Raw genomic sequence first — 24,757 nt, 5'->3', positions numbered from 1 at the left:
AAAGTCGCGGCTCCGGCGCCATCATGGCACCGGAGCCGCGTTTTTCTCGCCATGTGGCAATGAGACCTGCTGGCTACCTGGGCCGCACGCTACCTGTCGTCGCCCTGGTCCTGCTCGCCAATCTTTGCCTCGGCGGCCTTGACGGCGTACTCGAGCTCTTCCTCCTCGGAGTCCTCGTCGTCCTCATCCTCGTCGATGCGCAGCGGCTTGAAGCTCGCGGTATCGCCGCCCACCAGGGTCTTCTCGGCGTCGTTGGCGTTCTCCTCACGCTCGTTGTGCATGGAGGCAGAGAAGATGTCCTCGTCGTCGGAGTCCTCGCTGTTCTCGGCGGGCTTTGCCTCGAACTTCTTGGGCGCAGCCGCCAGCACGGCGTTGGCGTCAAGCGGAATGCGCGTGAGCTTGTGCTGGCGCTTGGCCTTGGCAAACAGCGGCACGTACTCAAAGATCACCGAGGAGTTCTCCAGGCCGTACCAGCGCATGGGCGTGCCGCACAGGCGGCGGATGAAGTACTTGGCCTCGATGGTGCGCGCGTCCGTGCCCGAGATGTCCGTCTCGGGCGAGAGGACCTTGCGAATCAGGCAGAAGCGGAAGTCGCCCACGATGCTGTGCTTGCGGTAGATCGAGTACCTGTGGTTCTGCGGGGCAAGCTGGTTGTGCTCCACCAGGTCCTCGACGATCTGGTAGAGATAGGTGTTCACGCGCTGGTTCACGCGGAAGCCCAGGCGCAGCTGCACCTTGAACACGAAGTCGGTGTCAAAGGTGTTGACCATGTACTCGTGGGTGTAGGGCTCGTCGGTCACCTGGACGTTGAGGAAGTAGTACGCCCTCGCGCGCTTGGGACGCTTGTCCAGGATCGAGTAGAGAATGTCGCGGTCGAGCTTGTCGAGCGACGAGTCGTTGGTGAGGAAGACCAGGTTGTCGGCAAGCAGCGGGTACGACTCGTCGTGCGAGAGGTCGAAGAGCTGGTCGAGGTACTCGCGAACCGGCAGGTAGACGGACTGCGTGCGCTCGATGGCCGTTCCGCGGCGCCAGATGTACATCACGAGGAAGAGCACGGTGGCGAGAAGCACGGTCACGTAGCCGCCGTGGAAGAACTTGGTGAGGCTCGAGAAGAAGAACATCAGCTCGATGGCACCAAAGAAGACGAGAAACACCACTGCCGCCGCCGGCTTGCGACGAATGCGCGAGAGGTAGGTGAACAGCAGAAGCGTGGTCATGAGCATGGTGCAGGTGATGGCCAGGCCGTAGGCGGCCTCCATGTGCTCGGAGCTCTGGAAGAGCAGCACCACGCCCATGCAGCCAACCCACATGATGTTGTTGACCAGCGGGATGTAGATCTGGCCGCGCGTCTCGGAGGGGTAGTTGATCTTCATGTGGGGCATGAGGTCAAGGCGAATGGCCTCGGAGACAATGGAGTAGGAGCCCGTGATGAGGGCCTGCGATGCGATGATTGCCGCAAAGGTGGAGAGAATCACGGCAAAGACGCGGAACTCTTCGGGCAGCATCTGGAAGAACGGGTTGAGGTCTGTTACGACGGCAAGCTCTGCGCTGCCGTGGTTGGCGATGATCCAGGCTCCCTGGCCCAGGTAGTTGAGGATGAGGCAGAGCTTCACGAACGGCCAGGAGACGTAGATGTTGGCCTTGCCCACGTGGCCCATGTCCGAGTAGAGGGCTTCGGCGCCGGTGGTGCACAGGAAGACGTTGCCCAGCACCATGAGGCCGGCGGCGTTGAGGTTTCTATCAAAGAGGAACATGATGCCGCGCAGCGGGTTGAGCGCACGGAAGACGTTGAGGTCAAACCCCACGTTGAGAAGGCCGGTGATGCCCAGGAAGAGGAACCACACGGTCATGACCGGGCCAAACGCCTTGCCGATGGTGGAGGTGCCCGCCTTCTGCATGGCAAAGAGGATGCAGAGAATAACGAGGGTGATGCCAACCACGATGGCCTGGTTGTCGCCGATGATGCCGTAGAAGAAGTCGATGGTGCGCAGGCCCTCGATGGCGGTGGTTACCGTGACGGCAGGCGTCAGGATACCATCGGCGAGAAGGGCCGCGCCGCCGATCATGGCGGGGATGATGAGCCACTTGCCGCAGCGCCTGACGAGGCTGTACAGCGCGAAGATGCCACCCTCGTTGTGGTTGTCGGCCTTCATTGCCACCAGCACGTACTTGACCGTGGTGATGAGCGTGATGGTCCAGATGAGCAGCGACAGCGCGCCGAGAACCACGTCCTCGCTCATGGTGCCCAGGCCGCCGTTGCCGGACATGATGGCCTTGAGGGTGTACATGGGGCTGGTGCCGATGTCGCCGTAGACGACGCCCAGCGTTACAAGCACCATACCTGCTGAGAGGGGAATGCCGCCCTTCTTGATGGGCTTCCTGGCTCGCTTGGTTGCGGCCGGTGCGTTGGATGTAACCATGACGCTCCAATTTCCGTGGGTTCTACCTGCGAATCCCTGGTTATTCCAAATACAAACCGTTGAATATAGCACTCTCCTTAAAGAAAGGTGAGCACTTCACTCTTCCGACAAGTATATGCAGTTAGGATACGGTTTGCCTGCGGTTCTTCTCGCTGGTGCCAAAGGCTGACGGTGCGATGACGATGGGCGCGCGCGTCCGGGCGCCCAGATGGCGCCCGGACGAGAGCTTTGGTCGCTGCTGTTGCGGAAATCGCACTACCGGCGAGAAAACGGCGCCGGAGCGTGGGTTTTGTACGGGATTCCGTACGAGAGGGCCTCTCGGGCGTCAATGTGACGCCCGAGCGAGGGTTTCCGACAGGATCCCGTATGAGATGGGCCTTCCGGCGCCGTTTTCTCGCCCGAGGCGCGATTCTTGCACTGCCTCCGTTGCCCCCACTACTTCCCGGCGCCTGTCCCTCGCGTTCTTTAGCGGTATCTGAGAATCGCGCGAAAATCTACCTGCGCAAACGTCGCGGCGATTCTCAGATACCGCTAAAGAAGGGATGCCGAGGCGGCAAGGGGGAGCGAATAGCGAGGCAGCGAGAAGGAGCGAGTAGAATGGAGCGCGCTGGCGTTTTTCTCGGCCGGGATTTCCGCGCTCCTGGCCGGAGTTCCAAGGTTTCACAAGGGAAGGGGTTCATATGGCAGATGAGAACACGCAGGCGCCTCAGGCGGCGCCCGCCCCGGAGACGCCGCGCCGCCCGTACGAGGGCGTGCCCGCAAACGTGGTGAGGAGCGTGCCCAACCCGGCGAGCGCGCGTCTCTCGTGGACAGACGGCGAGAGGACCATCGACTACGTGTCCACGGCCGCCCACCTCGACGTTCGTGACGACTCGGGGCGCCTTGAGGGCAAGATGTTCTCGCTCTCCTACGTGGCGGTGGACGCGGAGGGCCAGCCCAACGCTGCTCGTCCGGTGACCTTTGCCTACAACGGCGGCCCGGGCTCGGCTTCGGTGCCTATCAACTTTGGCGGCATTGGGCCCCGCCGCGTTGAGACCGACGGCACCAACCACCTTGCGGCTTCCGCGCAGGTGGCCGATAACCCCCACACGCTGCTCAAGGACTCTGACCTCGTGTTTCTCGACGCCCTGGGTACTGGCTGGTCCGTGGTGGCCGACGACTGCGACCCCACGACGGTCTTCTCGGTCGACGGCGACGCGGACGCCTTTGCCCGTGCGATCATGGACTGGCTCGAGAAGAACCACCGCTGGTCAAGCCCCATCTACCTCTTTGGCGAGTCCTACGGCACCTTTAGGAACGCCGTGCTCATGAGGCTTCTGGGCGAGAGGTCCGTCAAGGTCACCGGCGTGGTGATGCTCTCGGCCATCTGGGACTGGGTGCAGACGCTTCCCGGCGAGGACCTCTACTACCTGGGCATGATGCCCACCTATGCGGCCGCGGCGCAGTTCTTCGGCCGCACGGGCGAGGGCGTGGACCCCAACGAGTGGTTTGACCGCGCGATGGACTTTGCCGATGACACGCTGGCACCAGCGCTTCTCCGCGGCGACCGCCTGGGCGCCGAGCGCGAGCGTGACGTGGCGCGCAAGCTCTCGCAGTTCGTGGGGCTGCCCGTCGACTTCCTTGTGCGTCATCACCTGCGCGTGGAGCTTACGGAGTTTCGCCGCGAGCTGCTGCGCGACGAGGGACGCGTGTGCGGCCGCCTGGACATGCGCTTCTGCTCGGACGAGCCGTCGCCCATGCAGGCGAGCCTCGACTGGCTGGGCGGCGAGGACGCCGCCGACGACGCCGTGGAGGCCAACTGGACCAACGCCTTCCGTGCGTTCTGCGCGGACGAGCTGGGCTACCAGGGTCCCTCGGTCTACCTGGGGCAGAACTGGGAGCGCGTGGGCCACAAGTGGATCTGGCAGCACGAGGTTCCCGGTACGGGCGAGAAGGTCGGCGCGCCCAACGTGACCGGCGACGTCGCGCTTGCGCTGCGCCGCAACCCCACCATGAAGCTTGCCATCATCGGCGGCCGCTACGACGCGGCGACCACGTTCTGGAACGTGCGCCACGACCTGAGCTGCCAGTTCCTCTCGCCCGCGCTCAAGGAGCGCGTGACTTGGCTGCGCTACGGCTGCGGCCACATGGCATACGTGGACGAGCCTACGCTGGCCGCCATGGACCGCGACATCCACGACTTCTACCAGAAGGCATAGCCGAGAAAACACGCCTCGCAAAGAAGGTCGGCTCCCGCGCAAGGGGCCGGCCTTCTCATTAGGCGTTGCGCCTAGAGGCCCAGCTCGCGCGCCGTGACGCCATCCTCCCGGCGCGTCACCAGGTACGCGTGGTGGATCTTGGGGTTGCGCGAGAAGTCCTCGGGGATGGTCTTGGCGGTGATGTCCACAAGCTCAACGCCGGCCTTCTCGAGGGTCTCGATGTCCGGCTTGAAGCTCCGCAGGTTGCACGAGAAGATCGCGCAGCCGCCGCGCGAGAGCAACCTGGACACAGAGATGATGAGGTCCGCGTGGTCGCGTTGCACGTCCCACGAGCTGGCGTGCATGCGGTTCGAGTTGGAGAACGTGGGGACGTCGCAGAAGATGAGGTCCCAGGTGTAGCGGTGCTCGTGGCGGCGGTCAGCCACCCACTGCAGCACGTCTGCCTGGATGAACTCGTAGTTGCGGCCGACAAACCCGTTGCGCTCCATGTTGCGGCGCGCCCAATCGAGCGACGGCCGGGAGAGGTCCACCGTGGTGGTGAGCCCCGCGCCGCCGTCCGCCGCGTAGCAGCTTGCCGTGCCGGTGTAGGCAAAGAGGTTGAGGAAGCTTCCGCCCGGCGTGCGCTTCATGAGCTCGCGCAGCATGGAGCGGGTCTCGCGGTGGTCGAGGAAGAGCCCGCAGTCCAGGCGCTCGGAGAAGTTGACCTCAAAGGTGAGGCCGCCCTCGTCCACCAGGTGTGCGCCGCGGGGCAGCTCCACGCGCCCGTCCCGCCTGCGCGCGGGGCGCTCGTCGCGCGCCGCTGGGCCGCGTCCCTCTCTCCCGCCGTCCGCGTACTGCGAGCCGCCGCGGGCCCGTGTGCGCACGCGCACGTGCACGTTGGCGGGGTCCACGTCCAGAACGCGTGGCGCGATGGCCAGCACGTCGAGAAGGCGCCTGCGCGCAAGCCCCGCGTCCACGTCGCGCGGCGCGGCGTACTCGGAGACGTAGAGCCAGCGACCTGGCGTGGCCGAGCCGCGGTACAGGTCAATCGAGACGGCGTAGTCCGGCAGGTCCGCATCGTAGACGCGGTAGCAGCTTACGTCCTCGCGCGCCGCCCACTTGGCGCGGAGCTTGGCCACCTTGGCAAGGCGCGCGGCAAACTGGTCCGACGCCCCCACCAACACGGGAACGCTGCCCGCGTCTCCGCGCAGCTCAACCATCGGGTGCTCGGCCGAGAGGGACATGGGGTCGTAGCAGCGGATGGTTGCGTCGTCTCGGCCCAAGATCACGGCGATTGTCTCCGCGGGCTCGCCGCCTGCGGCAGCGTCAGCCGCGTCGTCGGGGGAGAGCGCCACCACGCCGGCGCCGTCGTGCCCCGCCACGGCCCCGGCTCCTGCCGAGAAGAGCGAGAGCGCCTCGGCCTCGCTGGCGAGGTCGTCCGGCTGCGGCCACGCAAGGTCTGCCACCAGGAGCGGCGAGCCGTCGCCCACGGCGGCCGCAAGCTCGCCCGCGGCGAGGAAGCGTGGCTCCACGTCCATGCCTGCGGCACGAAGCGCCCTTCTCGCCGCGGCCTCCGCGCCGGGCCGTGTGTCGCAGAGCAGAAGCTCCACGCTGTTCTCGGTGCCCGCTGCCGCGCGGTCTGCGGCCTCGGTGACAAGCGCGTCCCAGGCATCTGCGTCGTGGCCGGCCCAGCGCGCAAAGCCCCAGCGCGTGCGTAGCAGTCCCGGTGCGCGGTCGAGCGCCTGGCTCGCCGCCTCCACGGCCACGCTGCCGGTGCCGGAGAAGAGGTCCACCAGCACGGGCGAGCCGTGTCGCACGTCGCGGAACCAGCAGCCGGCCTCCAGAAGCGCCGCAGCGTAGTCCGCCCGGCGTGGGGCAAGGCGCCCGCGGCCCAGCGGTGCCTCCCAGCCGCGGTTGAAGAGCGGCTCTCCCGTAAGGTCTATGCCCACGAGCGCGCGCTCGCGCGAGAGGCGCACCACAATGCCCACGTCCGGAATGTCCGTGTTCACCAGGGGCTGAGCGCCCCGGCGCGAGAGAAGCCTGTCTGCCACGGCGTCCTTCGAGCGCAGGGCCACAAACTGCGTGTTTCTCAGCTGGTCGTTGGTGCCGCGCGCCTCGATGGCCATTGTTGCGCCTGGTGCCACGTGGTCTTCCCAGGGGATGGCCGAGAGACCCTCGTAGAGCTGGTCCGCATTGGCCGCCCCCACGCGCGCCAGCACGAGCGTCACGTTTGACGCCAGGCGCGACCACAGGCAGCAGCGGTAGGCGTCCGCAAGGCCTCCCGTGAACGAGACCTGGCCCACAAGCGGGCGCACCCCCTCGGCGCCAAGCGCGTGCAGCTCTCCTGCCAGCAGAGACTCGAAGCCCTTGGGGCATGTTGCGACAAACTCCATCGGGACACCTTTCGCCCGTGACCTGCGTGCCAGCCGGCGCGCCCAGCGGCGCCCACGCGCCGAGAAAACCATTGCGACCATGATACGTGTGCCGGTCTCGCGCGGCGGACGGCGCCCGACCATCCGCTCACAGCTCCACAAAGTCGTTCGTCCGCATGAGCGCCCCGCGCCGCGCCGTCACGGATAGAATCTAAGATGCATTGTTCGTGCTTGTTCGTAGACAGCCGCGGCGCACCACGCGTGTTCGTGCGGCGGGAAGCAAGGGGGAACCATGGACGCAGGCGTGAAGGAAACCATCAAGCTTTGGCAGGACAACGTCACCGAGCCAGACCTCAAGGCCGAGCTTGACGCCCTTGTCAGCGCTGGCGACGAGGACGCGCTCAACGACGCCTTCTATCGCACGCTCGAGTTTGGCACCGCGGGCCTGCGCGGCACGCTCGGCGTGGGCACCAACCGCATGAACGTCTACGTGGTTGCCCAGGCAACCCAGGGCGTGGCCAACTACTTGAACGCCCACTATGATCACCCCACCATTGCCATCGCGCGCGATTCTCGCCTCAAGGGCGAGGACTTCCAGCGCGTGGCGGCCGGCGTCCTTGCTGCCAACGGCGTGCACGTCTACGTCTACCCGCGCATCGAGCCCGTCCCCACGCTCTCCTTTGCGGTGCGTTACCTGCACACCTCCGCGGGCATCGTGCTTACGGCGTCGCACAACCCGGCACAGTACAACGGCTACAAGGTCTACAACGACAACGGCGGCCAGATCGCCAACGAGGCCGCGGATGAGATCAGCGCCTCCATTGCCCAGACGCCCGTCTTTGGCGGCGTCAAGATGATGGACTTCGACGAGGGCCTCAAGCAGGGCCTCATCGAGTGGACGCCCGAGGAGGTTCTCGACGCCTTCATCGACGCCGTCAAGAAGGTCTCGGTCCCCGGCTTCAAGGCGCCCGAGGGCTACAAGGTTGTCTACACTCCGCTCAACGGTACCGGCATGGAGTGCGTCACGCGCATCCTCAAGGAGATTGGCGTGAACGACGTCACCGTTGTGCCCGAGCAGGCCAACCCCGACGGCAACTTCCCCACGTGCAAGTACCCCAACCCCGAGTTCCGCGAGGCGCTGCAGCTGGCGCTCGACCTTGCCGAGAAGGTCAAGCCCAACCTGGTCGTGGCCACCGATCCTGATGCTGACCGCATGGGCACCGCCATTCCGCACAACGGCGAGTACAAGCTGCTCACCGGCAACGAGATGGGCGTCCTCATGATGGACTGGCTCATCAAGATGGCAATCGACCGCGGCGAGGACCCCAAGCGCAAGGTCGCCGTGTCCACGATCGTCTCGTCCGTGATGCCCGACGCCCTGGCCAAGCACTATGGCTTTGAGATGCGCCGCGTGCTCACCGGCTTCAAGTACATTGGCGACCAGATCGACCAGCTCAAGGACGAGGGCGAGGAGGACCGCTTCCTCATGGGCTTCGAGGAGTCCTACGGCTACCTCGTGGGCACGCACGCGCGCGACAAGGACGCCATTGTGGCCGTGGAGATGTGCGTCGAGATGGCGGCGTACTACGCCGAGCGTGGCATGGACCTCTACGAGGCCATGGAGGAGCTCTACAAGCAGTACGGCTACTACCTCAACGGCACCGTGAACGCGCAGTTCCCGGGCGAGGCCGGCGCCAAGCGCATGGCGCAGATCATGACCGACCTGCGCGAGAAGCCCCTCACCGAGATTGCTGGCTACAAGGTCGTGGGCATGACCGACTTTGGCAAGGGCGCCGAGATGCCGCGCGTCTCCGGCCTGCAGAAGGAGCCCGCGCAGGAGCTGCCGGCGGCCAACGTGATCGAGTACCGCCTGGAGGACGACAACAAGGTGATCTTCCGTCCGTCCGGCACCGAGCCCAAGGTCAAGGCATACCTGTTCGCCAAGGGCGCCACGCGCGCCGAGGCCGAGGCCGTGCGCGCCAAGCTGCAGGCTGCCGCCGAGAAGGCCCTCTCGTGAGACAAAGGGAGTTTCCCTTTGTCTCATTAGAAGATTGATGAAGCCCCGGCGCCGGTGCGCCGGGGCTTTTCGTTGCGCTTGTCGGCTTGCCCGCACTATTTCGTGAGGTGCTCGCGCACGCGCGCGAGCTGCGACTTGCTGACGCCGCAGGCGAGAAGGTACGCCTCAACCGAGCCGTAGCTCTCGAGCAGGCCGTCGTACACGCAGCCCATGAGCTTGGCCAGCACGTCCACGGTGGTGAAGCTGGGAGATACGCCCTGGTAGATATAGGCGTCGACCTCCTCGCGCGAGGCAAACGAGTAGGTGTAGTCCGCAACGATGCTCGTGCGGTCCACGCTGCACAGGCCCAGGAGCAGTAGCGACGTGATGCCGGTTCGGTCCATTCCGGCTGCGCAGTGGTAGAGCACGCACTCCTCGGGTGCCGCCTCGGCAAAGGCCGAGAAGATCCGGCGCACGGCCTCGTGGTTGTCGAGCATCCTGAGGTAGCCGGACGCGAGGTAATCGCGCGTGTCCCCGGGGAGCCGCAGCTTGGGGTCGTGCAGATTGACGCCAAGGAGCGGCACGTTTGTGTAGGTGACGCCGGGGTAGGAGGCAAAGATGTCCGGCGAGCTGGCGCACTCCGAGGTGCTTCTCAGGTCAACCACACGCGTGACGCCGTATTCGCGCAGGTAGTGGGCCTCTTTGCGCGAGAGCGTCGAGGTGGAGCCAGAACGCAGGAAGCGATGGGTGAGCGTGGTTGCTCCGGCAGCGCGACCGAGGCCCGCCGGTAGGGGATAGCCGCCCAGGTCGCGGCAGTTGTCACCCACGGGAAGGAGCTGCCCGCCCTTGGTGGGCTTTAGCCCGGTGGAGCTCCCGTTGCCTTGCTTGCGGAACCAGCCCAGCATGCCTGTGCCTTCTCTACTCATCGCGCTCGCGGTTGTAGAACTCGGTGATTTTGGCGTTGTAGTACTCGCCCTTCTTCCGCTCTATCCAGGCATCGCGCTGCTCGACGATGGTAACTGCCTCGTCGGCGGCCTCCTCCATCGACTGGGGCCGCGCCTGCGCAAGGTAGGCCGCCATGCGTTCCATCGCGCCAACGGAGCCCAGGTAGAGGGCGAGAGCCTCGCCAAACTCCGCGGGCCAGCCGCAGCGCTGCGCCGCCCGTGCGAGCGCCTGTCTCGCCCGGTCCTTATCGTCTGCCTCGTCCACCGCAGCCTCCCTTCGCAGTTTGCTTCTGCAATCCTAGCAGTGCGCAGCGGTCCGCCGAGGCGCAAGGTGGCAGCTCTGCTTGAGGGTGCTGATTTCGTAACTCGCGAGCAGGTCCGGGGGCGTTTCTGCGCTATCGAAGCGCTTGCACAGGGTCCTTGCGCGCGGCGCGGATTGCGGGTACGAGACCCGAGAGCACAGCAAGGATAATGCCCACCGCCAAGGCGGGAATGACGGTCCATGGGGTGGGAGATACCAGGCGTGTCTCCCCGGTAAGGTTTGCAATTGTGTAGGACAGCGGGAAGCTGGCAATGAGCGCGGCAAGCGAACCTACACAGCCTGCAATGAGGCCAATCAGGGCGTTCTCCCAGCTAAACAGCTTGACAATGTCACGCCTGGTGGCTCCGAGCGCCCGTAATGTTCCTATTTCAGCACGACGCTCGATGGCCGCGACCGAGGTCACCGAGAACAGCATGAACACGCTCAGTGCCAACGCAAGTACCATGAGCGCGACAAGAGCGTTGTTCACGACGCCCACTACTTTGGTCACCTGCTCGACCCCGCGCTGGCTCATGTCCTCGTAGCTCAGTGGTGCCGAGTCGTCGCCCACGACGTTCGAATTGAAGCTGTCGATCTCGTGCACAATCTGCGTTCGCTCGTCGACCCCAGCGGGATAGATGCGTATGGAGGTTGGCTTGTCTATATCGGCTGCGCCCAACTCTTCCATGTTCTGAGCATATGCGCTGTTCAGCGTGGGTGGTGCGATGGACTCGATGTCATGCACGAAGTCTTCGTCAGAGAGGGCAGAAACCGTTGCCACGTCCTCTGCGCTAATGGTGAGGTTGCCGTTTTCATCAAAGTAGTCCTTGAAGTGCTCTCGCAGAGCAACGACCTGCTCGTCGCTTAGACTATCGATGTAGGCTCGCTTGGCGGAGGAAAGCTCCGTCTCGTCCACTACCGCACGAAATGCCCCGCGCGCCCGAGCGGCCTCAGCAGCCTGCTTGGAACCTCGCGATTCTTCCGAGAACTTCCGCCCGGTAAAGACGTCCACATCTGGCGATGCCTTCTGGGCAACTGCGACCTCGCTCTGATTGCAGTGCTCGACAAGCCAGGGAATGAGCGCCGAGCTGTATCCGATTGCTCCGGTTTCTGCAACGTCTTTAATCTCGGCGGACTCGCGCACGATCCCCACAATCTTGAGTTTGGGGGCGTTCGCTAGCGCCTGGTCCATTTGGCTGCTGCCTTGTGTGACCTTCGTCCAGCCGCTGCCTCTTTGTACGTAATAGTCGCAAGCAGGCATGATGGTGAACTCGCGCCCGAGCAGGTCATCGAACGAATATGAATCGCTGATCCCCGGGATCTGTGTGTCCTGCTTGTTCAGGAGGAGGTCGGCTGACACGTCCTTTAATGCCTGAAGGTCCGCGATGCCGGTCGCATAGAGGAAGTAGTCGGAAACGCGACCTTGCCGGTCGGTAATGATGACCGCCTCGTCATACTCCGTTGGCATCTTTCCGGCGAGAAGCTCATACGGGCTCTTGCCGGTATGCTCGTTGTACGGAAGCTCGCGCACGAGGGACGTTGGGTCTGGAAGCACGTTCGAGAGCGCATCTTCTCCGTCGCTCCCAAACACGTGACTCAGCGAGAGGTTCTTCAGCAGCGTCGCGGAGCCATCGTCCACAATGCAGGTTCCCGCAGAGTCATAGAGGTCCAGCGGTTCGTCATAGCCGACCTGCACGTCATATGCATTGTTCCAGATGCTTGACTGGGCTGAGTTTACGTACCACAGAAACTCTTGCAGGTCGCTGGCGCGGCTTCCCTGGAGTGCGGCAAAGGTCACGTCTTCGGCGATGGGGGAGGTTGTCACCTCAGTTGGGGTTTCGTCTGTCCCGGAAGTGCTGTCAACATCGTTGATCGCGACTTGGGATATTGCGGCAGCTGTGCCGTTCTGCTGTATCACGATGGGATTTGTAGCCAGAGTGGTTGCCGCTACCTGACGCGTGTAGGCGCGTGCGCCGTCCTGCACCGAAAGCGCAAGGCACATGCCCATGATGCCCAACGCGGCCACCACGGTTGTGATGATTGCCCGCTGCCGCTTGTTGCGCATGTGGCTGAGGGCTGTACTGCGAATGAGCCTGCTGCGCTGCTGCGGTTTGTGGAATGCGAGCCCGGCTTCCGCGCCTGTCGACTCTGGCTCTGGGGTCTCCTGCGGCTCGGGCTTCTCGGTAGGTGGCCCTTCTCCAGGCTTGGTGTCGCTAACCACGCAGTGCTCGCCGAGCTCGATGACGCGACCCGCATACTCATGGGCAAGCTCGCGGTTGTGGGTTACCACGATGACCAGGCGTGATTTTGACGCTTGAGCGAGAAGGTCCATGACCTGCCGGCTGCTTTGAATGTCAAGCGCTCCGGTGGGTTCGTCGGCGAGTATCACTCGGGGATTTTTCACGAGTGCTCGCGCAACGGCTACGCGCTGTGCCTGTCCGCCAGAGAGCTCGGAGGGCATGTGCGATTCAAGCCCCGAAAGCCCCACCTCGTCGAGCGCGCGCTGCACAGGCTCGTCAGCATTATCGTGCGCAAGCGATTCGTGATCTTGAGCCATGTCAAGCGCCAACCGCACGTTGTCGGCAACGTTGAGATAATCCACCAGGTGAGCGTCCTGGAATACGAAGCCCACAAGATTGCTTCGATAGGCATCCCAGTCCTTCTCGTCAAGTGTGGAGGATGCCATGCCGTCTATCTGAAGCGAGCCTTCGTAGTCATGCTCAAGCCCCCCAAGGATGTTGAGCAGCGTTGTCTTTCCGCATCCTGAGCGGCCGAGAATCGCCACGAGTCCACGGCTGCCAAAAGAAAGCGAGAGCCGGCTCAGAACGAGCTGGCTCCCGTAGCGCTTTGTGATCGACTCAGCTTGAATCATTGGGGCTTCCCTAAAGCGTCAAGCGCGCTGCTCCTACTTCACGTAGATGTCGGAGACGAGCTGCTGATACGCGCTCTTGAAGTTCGACTGGCTGCTGCCGGTGCCCGAGACGAAGTCCGGGGTGGCCGAGAAAATCACTACCTCGGTGTAGTTGGAGAACGTGAAGGATGCGGCAACCGCAAAGTAGTCCTTGTTTTCTCCCGCCGCCAGGCACATGCCCTGGGCCTGAGAGGCCAGCGAGCTCAGGCTGAAGTTCGAGAGCACTTGATGGGCGAGGTCTGAATTAGCGCTTGCGGAGACTACGTGGTCACTTGAAATGCCTGCCTTGCTCATGCAATCGGCGAGGTCCTTGGCCTTGAAGTCGGTCTTCTTGGTGATCGTTGCGTACGCGACGCAGCCCGTGCTCTGCTCGGTGACGCTACCCGAGGGGCTGATGTTTACGAGCGCCCACTGGCCGTCCAGCGTCTTTACGTCGTCATCGCTTAGAGAGAGGCTGCTGCCGTAGCTGCTCAGCCCAGAGTTCACCTTCTCTTGGATAAGCTTGGCGGCGTCCTGACTAGAGAAGTAGACCGGCTCGTCGGCGACGTTTGCCTTGGTCGCAGAAGAGAGCGCACCGGAATCCCCGCTCATCACTTTCCCAAGCGCCCCGTTGGAGGAGCCTATCGCGGGGAGAACCAAGAACACAACAAGGAGGACTGCTGCCACTGCAATGGCGCCAATGATTGCTAACATGGGAACCTTGCTCTTTGGCTTAACGGCCGTGCCCATGGTGCTTGCTCCGGTGGCTGGCGTATAGGGAGGTACGGCAGGGTTTGCGCCAAAGGACCCGGCGTTAGGCATCTGGCTGTTGACCTGTGTCGCGTGGTTGGCGTTTGGAATTGGCTGCGTGCCGGTAGCGCTACTCTGCGTTAAAGGCTGGCCGCACTTCTGGCAGAACTTCGCTCCGTCGACGTTCTTCGTTCCGCATTTTGGACAGAACATGGCAAGTCCTCCTTAGGTCAACTTCAAATGCCACGGCAAGATTATCGCCCAATGCCTTGGCGTTCGTTGCGCAACCTTTAGGAGAGACAAATGCCCCGGTGGCACTTTTTCAGACTTTGCTTCGTTTGCCGCACGTAAGCTTTTGTTGCGCAACAGACGCGTGGTTTTGTGCTGATACCATTCTTCAGTAGACGGTTGGGGAATCCCGGACAATTATTGAGAGCGAGGCTGGCATGATTTGTCCCAAGTGCGGGACCGAAAACGCCGACGGGTCCCGGTTCTGCAAGACGTGCGGAGCGCCCTTGGCAGATGGCGCATCAACTGCAGGCACAGCTGTACCCACGTATCCCAAGAAGAGTTCGAAGAAAGCTCTGGTGGCAGTGATAGCCGTTGTGGCCGTTGTGCTGGTGGCGGTGCTGGCTGCAAACCTGCTGGGGATTGTGCACATTGGAACATCTTCGAGCGCGGGGTCGCAGGCTTCCGGCGGCCAGACTTCCAGCGGCCAGGCTTCGTCTGACGCTACCATGGTGAGCTCCGCTCTCTGGTCTGGGAATGACACCTCGCCTTACGTAGACCAAGATGGGACGGAGTGCGGGAATACCCCTTCGAATTATGGGCAGAGTGCTCCTACCGTAAGCGATTCCGACTACGACTACTTCTACTCTGAGAGCGAGGGTGGCCTTTGCCGAGCAAAGAAGGGCAGTTCGCAGGTGGATGTCATCCTTCCTACCAGCAAGCTCGAGAGTGCGGACTTACATTCAAGCTTGTATCTCAACAAAGATGGCGACACCCTCTTCTTTGTGGAGAGCTACTATCGCTATTCGAGCTCTTTGAGTAGTTCGTTTGCCATTTGCTCGGTTGGTGCCGACGGCTCGGGCTTCACCACGCTCCTAGAAATCCCATCGACGGATAATAGCACGGGGTCATACTCCTACATCAGCGGACTCTACTTGTACGATCACACGCTGTACTATGTCGTGCAGAGCCTGGCTGGTGAGTCGAGGTATTCGGAGTACACGTACGATGTGTATACGATGGATGAGGACGGCTCAAACCAGCAAAAACGCTGCAGCATACAGCTCGTGGGCTACGCTGAGTTTTTCGTAACGAAGGACAAGGTGTACTACAAATACAACAAGCCAGATGTTGACAACCCCGGAGGCTATTCGCGCAGCAGCGTGTTCTCCCAGAACTTGGATGGGTCTGATCAGCAGGAGGTTTATGTGAGCAGTCTGTCGGAGATTGCGGATGGCCCCCTTGTCCAGGACGGCAATGTCTACGTGATGGAGAGCACGTCCTCCAACTATTCCTCGGGTGCGTCGAGGCTCCAGCTAACGCGAATAGATGCGTCAGACAATAGCCCAAGTGTTCTGTGGACTGGGGAGACGCTGTCCTACCATGACTATTATTATCTTAGTGCCATCGCCGACGATAACGTCTATTTGATTGAAAGCAACGATGGAGGGCTGCTGAGCCTTGTTGGCGTGCCCCTTGCGGGTGGCGATTCAAAAGCGTTGTCCGTGGACTTTGCAGGCTTGGGTCCATCGCTTTACAACGCCAGCGACTGCCTTCTTTTGTATGGCAGCAATACAGCGTGGTCCGCTGGTGCGGAGGTCACGCGCATTGGCTTTGATGGCACGGTGTTCCGCGAGGTTGTCGGCTAGAGGCCGTTCGGTTGCGGCGCGATGCTCGTCATCGCGCCCTCGGGGGCCGTCCCTGCTTGGGTGTAAAGTGCTGACAGGCAATTGCCGTTGTCTGCCAGCACTTTTGTTGTGAAAGGAATCGTGATCGTGCCGAGTATCCTGTTCGTCTGCCACGGCAACATCTGCCGCTCGACCATGGCCCAGTTCGTGATGGAGGAGCTGGTACGTCGCGCCGGCCGCGAGGGAGACTTCGAAATTGACTCTGCCGCGACAAGCCGCGAGGAGCTTGGCAACGACGTCCACCCCGACACGCGCGAGCGCCTGCGTCGGGCGGGCATCCCCTGTGGCCACCACGCCGCCCGTCAGATGGGGCCAAGGGACTACGACCGCTTCGACTACATCGTTGGCATGGACAAAGACAACTACGACGGCATGTACCGGCTGCTTCTGGGCGAGAGGGGCATGGGCTTCTCGTGGCCGCCCGTCTCGGCGCAGCTCGTGCACGAGGCTGATCCGCTGCACAAGGTCTCGCTGCTCATGGACTGGACCGGCCACCCCCGCGACGTGGCAGACCCTTGGTACACGGGCAACTTCGATGCCACCTTCGACGACGTGATGGCCGGCTGCACGGCGATGCTCAAGAAGCTGCTGGCCAAGGACAAGGGCGAGGTCCGCTAGCGATGGGCGAGCGGATTCCCATGGAGCTTCTGGCACCTGCTGGCGGCCCGGAGCAGCTGCGCGAGGCCATCCACTTTGGCACAGACGCCGTCTATCTGGGTGGCCAGCACTGGGGCATGCGTGCCGGAAGCCGGAACTTCTCGAACGAGGAACTGATAAGGGCGGTGGCCTACGCGCACGTGCGGGGCGTTGCGGTCCACGTGACCGTGAACACGGTCATGACCGATAGGGACGCAGACGCGCTGCCGGCGTTCTTCTCGCTTCTGGCAGAGGCCGGCGCAGACGCGGTGATCGTGGCCGACCTCGGCGCCATTGCGCTTGCGCGCAGGTACGCGCCGCAGGTGGCGGTGCACGTCTCAACGCAGGCATCGGTCATGAGCGCCGCCGCGGCCGAGGAGTACGCGCGGCTTGGGGCCAGGCGCGTGGTTCTCGCCCGCGAGATGACGCTTGGACAGATCGCCGAGCTGCGGCGCCGCGTGACGGGGGAGCTCGAGCTTGAGGCATTCGCGCACGGCTCGATGTGCATGGCGTACTCCGGGCGGTGCCTGCTCTCGGCAGGGCTCATGGGGCCAGGGCGCTCCGCCGTCCACGGAGCCTGCGCGCAGCCCTGTCGCTGGGCGTGGTCGCTCACGGAGGAGAGGTCTGGGGCGGTGCTGCCGGTTGAGCAGGATGGCCGTGCGAGCTACCTGCTCTCGTCGAATGACCTCTGCATGATCGAGCACCTTGGTGACCTGCGCGCGGCGGGCGTTGACGCCATCAAGCTGGAGGGTCGCTCGAAGGGCGCCTATTACGCGGCGGCGGTGACCAACGCCTACCGCCACGTGCTGGACGGCGAGGACGCTCGACCGTGGCGTCAGGAGCTGGACCTCGTGAGCCATCGCCCGTACTCAACGGGCTTCTACCTGGGAGAACCCCAGCAAAACCCGGGCAGGGTGGACTACCAGCGCGAGAGGCGCCTCGTGGGCGTGGTGGAGCAGGCCTCGGCTGGCGCGGACGGTGCGTGCGTCGCTTGCGTCCGTTGCCGCAACCGTGCTGACGCCGGCGGCGAGCTTGAGGTGCTCTCGCCCGGCCAGCCGGTGCGAAGCTTTGAGCTGGACTCGCCTCTCGTCACCAATGGCGAGCTCTATCAGGTGAGGCTTCCCTTTGCTGTGGAGCCGCTCGACCTGCTCTGCGCGCGGGTGTAAGATCTCCGCGAGCGATAGGCTCTATAGCATTCGCGTCAATGATCAATGGCGGATCTGCTTTACCTGGCGAGATGGGGAAGCGAAGGGAGTTGAGTTCTGTGACTACCATTCATAGCTATATTTCCACCCCAGGCGAGATTCTTCTCGAAGAGTTTCTCGAGCCGATGGGCATTAGCCAGTACCGGCTTGCCAAGGCCATTGGCAAGCCGCAGTCTGCGATATCCGACATCGTGAATGGTCGGCGAGGCATTACAGCTGAGATGGCATGGCTTCTGGGGGAGGCGCTGGGGACCACCGCTCAGTTCTGGCTCAACCTGCAGTCGACCTATGATCTTAAGACAATTGATACTACCAAGCTTCCGCATGTAGAAGCTCTTGTCGGTTAGGGACTGCTCACGGAAGGGCGCGCCGCCGCATATATATGTCACTTGCCGAATAGCAATTAGAAGCCGGCTGTACTGCCTGGGCAATATGTTATATAGAAGATAACATTAGCCCAAGGGACCGCCGGCAGCTGCCCTTCGTCTGCCCGCTGCGTCCCTCGTGTCCGTCTGCGCGGCACGCCCGCGGAAGGGAAGGGGAGCACATGAGCAGGATCGTGATCGTCGGCGCCAACCACGCGGGGACCGCGGCGGCCAACGCCATTCTCGACAACCACCCCGGCAACGAGGTCGTGATCATCGACCAGAACAGCAACATCAGCTTTTTGGGGTGCGGCATGGCGCTGTGGATTGGTCGGCAGATCTCTGGTCCGGACGGCCTCTTCTACCAGACCAAGGAGGGCTTCGAGGCCAAGGGCGCAACGGTCTTCATGGAGACGCGCGTCGAGTCCATCGACTACGACGCGCAGGTGGTCCACGCCGTTGCGGCGGACGGCACGCGCGTTGACCAGCCCTACGACAAGCTCATCCTGGCCACGGGTTCGCTGCCCATCATCCCGCCCATCGAGGGCGTAGACCTCCAGAACGTCCAGCGCGTGAAGCTCTTCCAGGACGCGCAGGCAGTGGTCGAGAAGCTCAAGGACCCCGCCATCCGCCGCGTGACCGTGGTTGGCGCGGGCTACATTGGCGTCGAGCTGGCGGAGGCCTTCCAGCGAAACGGCCGCGAGGTAACGCTCGTCGACATGGCGCCTGCCTGCGTCTCCGGCAACTTTGACGAGGAGTTTTGCGACCTCATGGCCGAGAACCTCCGCAGTCACGGCATCGAGCTCGCCTTTGGCGAGAAGGTCCTGCGCCTTGAGGGCGAGAACGGCAAGGTGGCCCGCGTGGTAACCGACAAGGGCACCCACCAGGCGGACCTCGTGTGCCTGTGTATTGGCTTCAAGCCAAATGCCGCGCTTTTCGAGGGCGCAGGCTTTGACACGCTGCGGAACGGCGCGCTTCTCGTCGACCACCACCAGGAGACCAGCCGTCGAGGCGTGTATGCGGTGGGGGATTGCTCCAGCTGCTATAGCAACGCCAAGGATGGCGAGCCGGCTTACATTGCGCTGGCGACAAACGCCGTGCGCTCGGGCATCGTGGCGGGTCACAACGCCTGCGGCATGGCAATCGAGGGCGTGGGCGTGCAGGGCTCCTCGGGCATCTGCATCTACGACCTCAAGATGCTGGCCACGGGCCTCACCGAGGCGGCCGCGCGCAGGGCGGGCTACGATGCCTGCGTGAGTGACTTCTCGCAGGTGCAGAAGGCGACTTTCGTTGAGACCGAGAACCCCGAGGTCAAGATTCGCGTGGTCTTCGACGGCACCACGCGCAGGGTCCTTGGCGCGCAGATGGCCTCGACCTACGACATGAGCGCGGGCATCCACATGTTCTCGCTGGCGATTCAGGAGGGGCTGACCATCGACCGCCTGGCGCTGCTCGACGTCTTCTTCCTTCCGCACTTCAACCAGCCGTACAACTACTACACCATGGCGGCGTACTCCGCGGTCCTGGGCGCGTAGGGCTCGCGGCGGCGCCTGCGGGATTTTTATACCTGGCAACGGGATTCCATTACCTGGCAACGGGATTCCATTGCCGGGCAATGGGATTCCATTGGAGGTTCCAATTACTGTCGTCTCCGGGCGTTAGACTCTTGAGAGTCAATTCGATACCACAGGAGACATGCATGCCCTCTGACCAGCAGTTCTCGTTCTTCTCCGCAGCTAGCGCCCCTCAGGCGGCAACGGCCCCGCAACCCGCCGCCGCGCAGGCCGCCGCCCCTGCGGCGCCCGCAACCCCCGCCGCCGCCAACCGCCCCTCCGCCGTCGACATCGACGGCCTCAACCCCGCTCAGCGCGACGCCGTGCTCTGTACGCACGGCCCGCTCCTGGTGCTTGCCGGCGCGGGCTCGGGCAAGACGCGCGTGCTCACGTACCGCATCGCGCACATGGTGGCCGACGAGGGCGTCCGTCCGTGGCAGGTGCTCGCCATCACGTTCACCAACAAGGCGGCGGCCGAGATGCGCGAGCGCCTCAACGCGCTGCTTCCCGGCGGCACCCGCGGCATGTGGGTGTGCACCTTCCACGCCATGTGCGTGCGCATGCTTCGCGACGACCCAGAGCTGGTGGGCTACCAGCCGAACTTCACCATCTATGACGACGATGACTCGAAGCGCCTGGTCAAGACCATCATGTCCGAGCTCGACGTGGACCCCAAGCAGTTCCCCATCCAGGCCATCCGCTCGCAGATCTCGGCAGCGAAGAACGGCCTGGTCATGCCCGACGAGATGCAGGGCCAGGCTCAGACGCCGCTGGAGCGCAAGGCGGCGCAGGTCTACCGCGTGCTGCAGGGCCGCCTCGAGCGTGCCAACGCCATGGACTTCGACGACCTCCTGGTGAAGGCCTTCGAGCTTCTCGCCAAGAACCCGCAGGTGCTCGACGCCTACCAGGAGCGCTTCCGCCAGATCAGCGTGGACGAGTACCAGGACACCAACGGCGTCCAGTACGCCATCACCAACCTCCTTGCCCGCAAGTACAGAAACCTCATGGTCGTGGGCGACGACGACCAGTCCATCTACTCCTGGCGCGGTGCGGACATCAAGAACATCCTCTCCTTCGAGAAGGACTACCCCGACGCCCACGTGGTCAAGCTCGAGCAGAACTACCGCTCCACCGGCCACATCTTGAACGCGGCCAACGCCGTGGTGGCCCACAACTCGCACCGCAAGGCCAAGCGCCTCTTCACCGACGCGGGCGACGGCGAGAAGATCCGCGTGTACCAGGCCGCGGACGAGCGCGACGAGGGCCGCTGGATTGGCTCGGAGATCGAGAAGCTGCACGACAAGGGCACCAGCTACGACGACGTTGCCGTCTTCTACCGCACCAACGCGCAGTCGCGCATCCTCGAAGACATGTTCCTGCGCGCCGGCGTGCCCTACAAGATCGTGGGCGGTACGCGCTTCTTCGACCGCCAGGAGGTCCGCGACGTGATGGCCTACCTCAAGGTCGTCGTGAACCCGGACGACGACGTTGCCGCGCAGCGCGTGGTCAACACGCCGCGCCGCGGCATTGGCTCCACGTCCATCAACAAGATCCGCACCTACGCGGCCGAGAACCGCATTTCGTTCTTTGCCGCCTGCGAGGCGTGCATCGCCGAGCAGGGCCTGCTCTCGCCCAAGGTGCGGGGCGCGCTCTCCGAGTTCACGGGCACCATCGAGGCCGGCCGCCACATGACGGGCGAGCTCTCGGATGTGGTGGAGGCCATCATCGACCGCTCCGGCCTCATCCGTGCCCTCGAGGCCGAGCACTCCATCGAGGCCGACAGCCGCATCGAGAACATCAAGGAGTTCTACGGCGTCGCGGCCGAGTTCGACGAGACCCACGATGACGCAGTCGAGACGCTCGAGAGCCTGGAGCAGCTCAGGGCCGCAGGCAGCTTGGTTCCTCCTGCCGGCTCAGCGCTCGCGTCTGACGACGCTCGCTCGCTCGCTTCGCTCACGAAATCGCCTGCAGAAGGAACCAAGCTGCCCGACGTCGCGGCGCAGAAGCTTCCTGCACTTCTCGAGTGGCTCGCGCTGCGCTCGGACCTGGACGCGCTCGCGGGCTCGTCGAGCGCCGTCACCATGATGACGGTGCACTCGGCCAAGGGCCTGGAGTTCCCGGTGGTCTTCGTCGCCGGCATGGAGGAGGGGATCTTCCCGCACTCGGCGCACGAGGGCGACCCGGCGTCGATCGAGGAGGAGCGCCGCCTGGCGTACGTGGCCATCACGCGCGCCCGCAAGCGCCTCTACCTCACCTACGCGCTCACGCGCCGCACCTTTGGCTCGGTGCAGGCAAACCCGCGCAGCCGCTTTGTGAACGAGATTCCCGCAGCGGACGTCGAGGCCGTGGGCGTTGGCTCTTCGGGCTTCTCGGGCGTGGGCTGGGAGAAGCGGGGAGACAGGCACGGCACCTTTGGCAGCGGCCGTGGCTCCGAGGTCTACGGCGGTCACGTCTTTGGCTCGCGCACGCGCTCGACGGGTGGGTCCGCCGCTCCAAGCGCCGTGTCGTCGGCGCCCTTGTCGCGCCCGCAGGCCCCGCGCCGCGATGCGGCAAAGGCGGTGGAGAGCTTCTCGGCAGGAGATCACGTCTCGCACAAGACCTTTGGCCCCGGTGTGGTCATTGCCGCCAAGGGCGACACCATCGAGGTGCGCTTCTCTCGCACGGGCAAGACCAAGAAGCTCATGAAGGGCTTCGCGCCCATCGTGAAGATTGAGGAATGAGACAAAGGGACTGTCCCTTTGTCTCGCTCTTTGTCTCACTTTGTCTCACGCTCGCGGACGAGAAGCGCCGCATGCCGTCTGGTGGAACGCGGCGCGTCCCGGATGCCCTACGCTCTTCTCGCCGGCGGAAATCGTGCGTCGGCGAGAAACCGGGCGAGGGTGAGGAGCAACGGCCATGGCCGAGTCGATACGCGTGGTGGATCGGGCCTTCGACATTCTCGAGGCGCTCTCGGACAGCCGCGAGCCCCTCTCTCTGACAGACATCTCCAAGGCGACCGGCCTCAGCAAGAGCACCGCCCACCGCATCCTATCCTCGCTGGTGGCGCGCCAGTACGCGGAGCGCGACGAGAGGGGCGGGTACCGTCTGGGTTACAAGTTCATCGAGATTGCGAGCTCGCGCATAAACAGCCTTGAGCTTCTCGCCGAGGCGAAGCCGTGCCTCTCGCGCATGCTGTGGGACCTCAACCTCACCACCCACATGGGCGTGCTCGAGGGTGCCGACGTGGTCTACATGGAGAAGATGGACGTGTATCCCCACACGCGCCTCTACACGCAGGTGGGGTACCGCTCGCCCGCGTTCTGCTCGTCGATGGGGAAGTGTCTGCTCTCGTGCCTCTCCGGTGACGAGCTGGCGCGCGTTCTTGATTGCTGCGACTTCAAGCGCTACACCCCCTATACCATCTGCTCGCGCGAGGACCTTGTCGAGCACCTGCGGAAGGTCCGCGTGCAGGGGTGGGCCATGGACAACGAGGAGTACCAGCTGGGACACCGCTGCATTGGCGCGCCCGTGTTCGACTACCGTGGCGAGGCGGTGGCCGCCATCAGCGCGAGCGGCACGGTGACGGAGCTCACGGACGATCGCATCGACATGGTCGCCGGCGAGGTCATGAGCGCCGCGCGCCACCTCTCGCGCCGCATGGGATACAAGGCCGCGTAGACGAGACGGGCGCTGCCGCGCCGGCCGCCACGCCGGACGCCGTCGCCTCGCCTGCCATGCTGCCGCCAGCGCACACGAAACGGGTCCGCACCAAACGATGCGGGCCCGTTGCCTTGCGTTTCTCGGCAGCCGCTACACGATGCCCTTGAGAACGACGGTCTTGGTGTGCGTGACCTCGTCGAAGGTGGACATGACGCCCTCGGTGCCAATGCCCGAGTACTTGTAGCCGCCAAACGGCATCTCGAAGCTCCTGAAGAAGCTCGCGCCGTTGATCACGGCGCCGCCGCACTCCAGGCGCTCGGCGACGCTCGTGGCGAGCTTCATGTCGCGCGTGAAGACGCACCCGCAGAGGCCAAACTTGGAGCCGTTGGCAATCTCAACGGCCTCGTCGACGGTGTCGAACGTGATGATGGGCACCACGGGCGCGAAGATCTCCATGTCCTTGGCGACGTCTGCGGTGGCGGGCACGTCCGCGATGACCGTCGGCTCGAGGAAGGCGCCCGTGCGGTGGCCGCCGAGGATGACCTTGCCACCCTGCTCCACGGTGAGCTTGATCTGCTCCTCGGCCTTGATGGCGGCCTTCTCAGAGATGAGACAGCCAATCTGCGTGGACTCGTCGGCGGGGTCGCCCTGCTTGAGGGCCGAGATGCGCGCGACGGCCTTGCTCGTGAACTCGTCCACGAGGCTCCGGTGGATGAGGAAGCGCTTGGACGCGCAACACACCTGGCCGGTGTTGTACATGCGGCCCCACATGAGCTCGTCGACCGCCAGATCCACGTCCCCGTCGGGCAGGAGGATGAAGGCGTCGTTTCCGCCCAGCTCAAGGGCGGTGTGGGCAAGGTGGTCCGCCGCGTGGTGAGCGGTCTCGATGCCAACCTCGGTCGAGCCGGTGAGGGTGATAGCGTCGACGTCTGGGTCGGTGCAGAGCCAGTTGCCAACCTTTGAGCCGCGTCCGGTCACGATCTGGATGGCGCCGGGCGTGACGCCGGCCTCGCCGAGAAGCGCCGTAAGCTTGCAGAGCGTGAGGGGGTTGTCGGTCGACGGCTTCACGATCACCGCGTTGCCGGCGAGAAGGGCGGGTGCCACCTTCTGGTCGAAGAGGTCGCACGGGAAGTTGAAGGGGATGACGGCGGCGATGACGCCCAGGGGCTCGCGACGGGTGATGAGGATGTGGTGCTCCTGCCCGGCCTCCATGCCGGCGGGGATCGTTTCGCCGTAGAGGTGCTTCGCGCGCTCCGCGAAGGCGCGGAAGGCGATGGGGATGTTCGAGATCTCTGCGCGAGCCTCGACGATGGGCTTGCCCGTCTCGGCGCAGAGGGTCTGGGCCAGCGACTCGTGGTCGCGCGCCACGAGGTCGAGGAACTTCATGAGGATGTCGGCCTTCTCGTGCACCGGCACCTTTGCCCAGGTGGGCTGGGCTGCCTTGGCGTACTGGACGGCGGCCTTGATGTCCTCCTCGGTCGCTGAGGGGATGGTCTCGATGAGCTTGCCGGTTGCGGGGTTGGTGACCTCGATGGTTGCGCCGTCTGAGGCGTCGGCAGGCTTGCCGTTCAGGAACATTTTCATGGCAGGGTC

16 protein-coding genes and 2 pseudogenes are annotated in these 24,757 nt (G+C 64.0%); 10 read left to right on the top strand and 8 right to left on the bottom strand.

Annotation, left to right across the window (positions count from 1 at the left end; genetic code table 11):
* Positions 1–89: 89 nt before the first annotated feature.
* A complete protein-coding gene (locus BT122_RS00960; protein WP_072354216.1) occupies positions 90–2,420 on the bottom strand; it encodes a KUP/HAK/KT family potassium transporter in 2,331 nt (776 codons plus the stop codon).
* Between the two features lie 680 nt (positions 2,421–3,100).
* On the opposite strand from BT122_RS00960, the gene BT122_RS00955 reads away from it, so the two are divergent.
* On the top strand, positions 3,101–4,618 hold the full coding sequence (locus BT122_RS00955; RefSeq protein ID WP_072354215.1) for a S10 family peptidase: 1,518 nt from the start codon (positions 3,101–3,103) through the stop codon (positions 4,616–4,618).
* 71 nt (positions 4,619–4,689) lie between these two features.
* Here BT122_RS00955 and rlmKL read toward each other — a convergent pair whose 3' ends face one another.
* Entirely contained in the window at positions 4,690–6,990 is a 2,301-nt protein-coding gene (gene rlmKL / locus BT122_RS00950; RefSeq protein WP_072354214.1) for a bifunctional 23S rRNA (guanine(2069)-N(7))-methyltransferase RlmK/23S rRNA (guanine(2445)-N(2))-methyltransferase RlmL, read from the bottom strand.
* 271 nt (positions 6,991–7,261) lie between these two features.
* On the opposite strand from rlmKL, the gene BT122_RS00945 reads away from it, so the two are divergent.
* Entirely contained in the window at positions 7,262–8,986 is a 1,725-nt protein-coding gene (locus BT122_RS00945) for a phospho-sugar mutase (protein ID WP_072354213.1), read from the top strand.
* A gap of 95 nt (positions 8,987–9,081) precedes the next feature.
* On the opposite strand, the gene BT122_RS00940 is transcribed toward BT122_RS00945, so the two are convergent.
* The 5 genes and pseudogenes from BT122_RS00940 to BT122_RS11205 all read right to left on the bottom strand — a co-directional run.
* Positions 9,082–9,870: a tyrosine-protein phosphatase gene (locus BT122_RS00940; protein WP_072354212.1), complete on the bottom strand. Its 789-nt coding sequence runs from the start codon at positions 9,868–9,870 to the stop codon at positions 9,082–9,084.
* 13 nt (positions 9,871–9,883) lie between these two features.
* Positions 9,884–10,174: a hypothetical protein gene (locus BT122_RS00935; RefSeq protein ID WP_072354211.1), complete on the bottom strand. Its 291-nt coding sequence runs from the start codon at positions 10,172–10,174 to the stop codon at positions 9,884–9,886.
* A gap of 130 nt (positions 10,175–10,304) precedes the next feature.
* The gene (locus BT122_RS00930) at positions 10,305–13,082 is read right to left on the bottom strand and encodes an ABC transporter ATP-binding protein/permease (protein WP_072354210.1); all 2,778 of its coding nucleotides are present in this window, start codon (positions 13,080–13,082) and stop codon (positions 10,305–10,307) included.
* Positions 13,083–13,115: 33 nt separating this feature from the next.
* Complete coding sequence (locus BT122_RS00925) at positions 13,116–13,850, bottom strand: hypothetical protein (RefSeq protein WP_286130274.1); 735 nt, start codon at positions 13,848–13,850, stop codon at positions 13,116–13,118.
* A gap of 147 nt (positions 13,851–13,997) precedes the next feature.
* Positions 13,998–14,063: pseudogene (locus tag BT122_RS11205) on the bottom strand (zinc-ribbon domain-containing protein); the annotation flags it as partial.
* A gap of 233 nt (positions 14,064–14,296) precedes the next feature.
* On the opposite strand from BT122_RS11205, the pseudogene BT122_RS11200 reads away from it, so the two are divergent.
* From BT122_RS11200 to BT122_RS00885, 8 genes and pseudogenes are all read left to right on the top strand, one after another.
* A pseudogene (locus BT122_RS11200) lies at positions 14,297–14,362 on the top strand (zinc-ribbon domain-containing protein); the annotation flags it as partial.
* Between the two features lie 3 nt (positions 14,363–14,365).
* Entirely contained in the window at positions 14,366–15,727 is a 1,362-nt protein-coding gene (locus tag BT122_RS00920) for a hypothetical protein (protein ID WP_286130273.1), read from the top strand.
* A 120-nt stretch (positions 15,728–15,847) separates the two neighbouring features.
* Positions 15,848–16,384 carry a low molecular weight protein-tyrosine-phosphatase gene (locus tag BT122_RS00915; protein ID WP_502685895.1) on the top strand — a complete coding sequence of 179 codons (537 nt, stop codon included), beginning with the start codon at positions 15,848–15,850 and terminating at the stop codon, positions 16,382–16,384.
* Positions 16,385–16,386: 2 nt separating this feature from the next.
* Positions 16,387–17,568, top strand: coding sequence for a U32 family peptidase (locus BT122_RS00910; protein WP_072354207.1), 1,182 nt, complete (start codon positions 16,387–16,389; stop codon positions 17,566–17,568).
* A gap of 98 nt (positions 17,569–17,666) precedes the next feature.
* Positions 17,667–17,954: a HigA family addiction module antitoxin gene (locus tag BT122_RS00900; protein WP_235810735.1), complete on the top strand. Its 288-nt coding sequence runs from the start codon at positions 17,667–17,669 to the stop codon at positions 17,952–17,954.
* 200 nt (positions 17,955–18,154) lie between these two features.
* Positions 18,155–19,507 carry a H2O-forming NADH oxidase gene (gene nox, locus BT122_RS00895; RefSeq protein ID WP_072354206.1) on the top strand — a complete coding sequence of 451 codons (1,353 nt, stop codon included), beginning with the start codon at positions 18,155–18,157 and terminating at the stop codon, positions 19,505–19,507.
* A 164-nt stretch (positions 19,508–19,671) separates the two neighbouring features.
* Positions 19,672–22,245 (top strand): ATP-dependent helicase, encoded by a 2,574-nt coding sequence (locus tag BT122_RS00890; protein WP_072354205.1) that lies wholly within the window; start codon positions 19,672–19,674, stop codon positions 22,243–22,245.
* 175 nt (positions 22,246–22,420) lie between these two features.
* Positions 22,421–23,182, top strand: coding sequence for an IclR family transcriptional regulator (locus BT122_RS00885; protein WP_072354204.1), 762 nt, complete (start codon positions 22,421–22,423; stop codon positions 23,180–23,182).
* 132 nt (positions 23,183–23,314) lie between these two features.
* Here BT122_RS00885 and BT122_RS00880 read toward each other — a convergent pair whose 3' ends face one another.
* Complete coding sequence (locus tag BT122_RS00880) at positions 23,315–24,748, bottom strand: aldehyde dehydrogenase family protein (protein WP_072354203.1); 1,434 nt, start codon at positions 24,746–24,748, stop codon at positions 23,315–23,317.
* Between the last annotated feature and the right edge of the window lie 9 nt (positions 24,749–24,757).

Source organism: Olsenella sp. kh2p3 (genome assembly GCA_900119625.1).
Classification (GTDB): Bacteria; Actinomycetota; Coriobacteriia; order Coriobacteriales; family Atopobiaceae; genus Tractidigestivibacter.
The sequence above is the reverse complement of the archived record's forward strand: the minus strand, read 5'-3'. Positions and strand labels throughout refer to the sequence as shown.